This is a genomic window from Campylobacter sp. 2018MI01 (genome assembly GCF_018501205.1).
Lineage (GTDB): Bacteria > Campylobacterota > Campylobacteria > Campylobacterales > Campylobacteraceae > Campylobacter_E.
The window spans coordinates 1-3,614 of the sequence record NZ_JAHCZE010000096.1 but is presented as its reverse complement, the minus strand read 5'-3'; the positions used below and the strand labels follow the sequence as shown (position 1 = coordinate 3,614).

Sequence of the window (3,614 nt, the reverse complement as noted above, 5' to 3'; positions counted from 1 at the left end):
CTAAATTCATAACTAATACTAAGCGTATTGTTTAATAAATTATTTAAAAAATCACTATAAAAATAAATAAACCTATCATTAAAACTATTTTTGTTTTGAAATAAATAATTTTTATGCCAAGAAATATATAAAAAATTCAAAATAAAACATAAAAAAATAATCAAAGTTAAAACAAATATAAAAGCTTTTTTGCGAATGCTTATATTAAGTAATTTTGATATAGTATCCACGAGAATTTGCATTATGAATTATACCTTTATCGCCTAATTTCTTTCTAAGATTTTTAATGAGTGATTTAATAGCATCAGAACTTACATCATAATCATTATATACATAATCGCAAATCTTATAAATATCTACAATGTTAGGACTACTTTTTAACAAAATTTCAAGCAATAAAAATTCTTTTTTGCTAAGCTTAATAATCTCATCATTTACTAATAACTCATTTAAATCAATATCTAAATATATATTATTGCTTAATTTAATTTTATTATTAATACTTTTTATAGCCTTTTTTAAAGCATCTTCAAGTTTAATCCTATCAAAAGGTTTTATTAAATACTTGCAAATATTAAGCTCAACTGCACTTAATAAAGTTTGTTTATCGCTTAAAGCTGTAATCATAATAGCAGGAATTTTATTATCAGAATTTCTTATATTTTCTAATAAATTTAAACCATCAAGTTTTGGCATAGAAATATCAAGTAATAATATATCAGGCTTTTTAGCCAAATATATATCTAAAGCACTTAAGCCATCTTTAGCATAAAGCACATTAAAATCAAGTAGTTCTAGCAAATCAATAACTTGACTTGCTAGATTTAAATCATCTTCTGCATATAAAATTGTGTATTTTTTCATTTTTTATCTAATTTACCCCTTAAACCATCATGACCTACATGGGTATGACAACTTACACATTTTAATTCATTTGCGTAATCTAAATATCTTTTATGCATTGTATTTTGCATTTCATTTTTAGAATTAATTTTAGTAATATCTTGATGACATTTTAAGCATCCACTATCATAAACATAATCTTTTTTATGATTGAGTTTTTCATACCAATCTATCTTTTCATCAGCTCCAATAGCAGTGATACTAAATTCTTTAATGCCATTATAAGCTTTTGTGCTTAGATAATTTACTATATTATCATGTGGCAAATGACAATCTACACAATTTGCCTTTATACCTAGATTATTATTACCACTATGAACATCTTTAATATAAGCTTCCTTCATCGGTTGCATTACATGACAACTTGCACAAAATTTATCATCTCCAGTCATTTGTATAGCTTTATGAGATAAAAATACAAAAATTAAAGTTAAAACCACAATAGATGAAACAAAAATAATAGTTTTTTTCATTTTATCTCCTTCATCCAAGTTTTAGTATTATGGCAAGTATTACACATATTAAATGATGGCTTATGCTCATTATGACAGGTGTAACAATTTAAATTCGCATTATCATGAATACTATTATGCGGGTTTTTACCTTTTAAAAAATCAAGCCTTTTTGCTAATTTCTCTTTACTTCCATGACAACTTAGACATGAATTAGAATCAAGTGCTTTATAATCTTTTTCATTTGCTTCTTTATGACAATCTGTGCATTTTAATTTCACTTCAATATGATGTGGTTTTATTGCAAATTCATTACCTAATGCAAAAATACTTAATATCAAAATCATTAATAATTTTTGCATTTATACTCCTTTTAAAATATCTTTCGCACAAGCAATTCCTGAAGTCATACAATCAGGAATAGAACAACTAGTAAGCCTTGATTGTCCATGAACACCACCAGTTGCCTCACCAATCGCGTAAAGCCCTTTAATTGGCTCATAGTTACTAATATTTAAAACTCTCATATTTATATCAGCATAAACACCACCTGGAGTATAACTAAGACCTGGTGCAGCTGTCATTGCATAAAAAGGTGCTTTACTCATACTAGAATTTTTAATCTTACTTAAATCTTTTTTGAACTCATCTTTATTATTTGAAATGCCTGTTTCATAATCTTGCATTGTCTTTGATAAATCATTTTCATTAAGCTTAAAATTATTAGCTAAATCACTTAAGCTATCAAATTTCTTCATTTTCCCTGCAGTAATAAAACTTTGCATTCTATTAGGGTCGTGCGAATTAGCAAATCCTATGCTATCAAAAATAATTATTGGATAAATTGTTGTGTTAATCTTTTCCATATGAGCTAAGATTTTATTTGATAAACCTTGTCTATCCCCATCTTCATTTAAAAATCTTTTAGCATTGCAATCAACCATAATCCCATAAATTAAATCTTCTGTAGGAATTCCAAAAGAAAATCTACTAAGTGCTAATTGAGTTGGGATTGCTCCTACCTTTAACATTTGTTTTAATGCACCAGCAGTCTGACCTAAACTTGAAGGGCTTTTTGCTAGTCTTAATCTAGGATTTACTATACTTCTAAACTCAATATCACAGCTAAATCCACCTGTTGCAAAAACTACCGCAAGCCTTGCTTTATAGTGTTTTTTATCTCCACTTAAATTCTCTCTATCATCATTTGCTAGATTTCTATTAAATCTATAATTTTCTCTAACGCTTACGCCAATTATTTTGCCACTTTCATCTTGAATGATTTCATCGCATTTAGTTTCGTTTTTAATCTTTCCATTATGTTTTATAAAAAATTCATTTAAAGTGCTAATACAAGCACCGCCACCGCCAATAGTTTCAACACTTCTAGCAACACTATGACCGCCTAAAAACTTAAGCTTATCAGCATATTTAACCCCACAACTTTTAGCAAATTCATATGCTTCATTTGAATTTCTTATAATTCTTAAAGAATGTTCTAAATGATTATATCCAGCTCCAGCTTTATTTAAATCATTTAAAAATAATTCTTCGCTATCTTTTATGCCAGCTTTAATTTGTAAATCTGAATTAAGAACAGCAAAATCTTGTTGAGAAAGAACTGAATTACCACCAATTCTATCCATCTTTTCAATCATTAAAACATCAATTTTATTCTTTACTAAATAAGCAGCACAAATATGAGCACTCACACCACTTCCGATTATAATAACATCAGCTATTTCATCAAATTTTATGTCTTTTCCTAAATTATCATTAGCGTTTAATGCTAAAGGTGCACTAAGGCCAACTCCTGCTACTCTTTTTATAAAATTTCTCCTTGATAACATCTATACTCCTTCTAAAAAATCAATTTATTATAAAAATATGTAGTGGCAAAAAAGTGTCAAATATAAATTTATTTTTAAGATTTTAATATAAATTTTAAATCTAAGATAGCTAATATTTTAAATTATAGAAATGATATATTACCTATAAAATATTTAAAATCTTGATATTAATTTAATTTCTAGATTTGTTTAATAGTTTTTAAAAGTATAAAATAATTAATGAAAATCTTATAAAAATATCTAGTATTTAGTGCTTATATTGTTAAAACATTATTTTGTAATAAACATTAATATCCGATTTTTTCTGCTTAGTTACAATTTTAATTTTTAGTATCAATTCAAGTATTTTAATATCTTATTAAAACCAATTATTTTATTTAAATTAATATAAATTACTATATTTATAAGC

General features: G+C 25.9%; 4 protein-coding genes. All 4 read right to left on the bottom strand.

The annotated features are described in order from the left end of the window. Positions 1–204: 204 nt before the first annotated feature. From KJQ97_RS09035 to KJQ97_RS09020, 4 genes are read right to left on the bottom strand one after another with little or no spacing between them, the layout of a single operon-like run. Complete coding sequence (locus KJQ97_RS09035) at positions 205–864, bottom strand: response regulator transcription factor (RefSeq protein WP_214120636.1); 660 nt, start codon at positions 862–864, stop codon at positions 205–207. Then, positions 861–1,376 (bottom strand): cytochrome c3 family protein, encoded by a 516-nt coding sequence (locus tag KJQ97_RS09030; protein ID WP_214115838.1) that lies wholly within the window; start codon positions 1,374–1,376, stop codon positions 861–863. Before KJQ97_RS09030 ends, KJQ97_RS09035 begins: the two co-directional genes overlap by 4 nt. Further along, a complete protein-coding gene (locus KJQ97_RS09025) occupies positions 1,373–1,717 on the bottom strand; it encodes a cytochrome c3 family protein (RefSeq protein ID WP_214120635.1) in 345 nt (114 codons plus the stop codon). Before KJQ97_RS09025 ends, KJQ97_RS09030 begins: the two co-directional genes overlap by 4 nt. Then, positions 1,718–3,205, bottom strand: a complete 1,488-nt coding sequence (locus KJQ97_RS09020) for a flavocytochrome c (protein ID WP_214120634.1) — start codon at positions 3,203–3,205, stop codon at positions 1,718–1,720. It lies immediately after the preceding gene. Positions 3,206–3,614 lie beyond the last annotated feature (409 nt).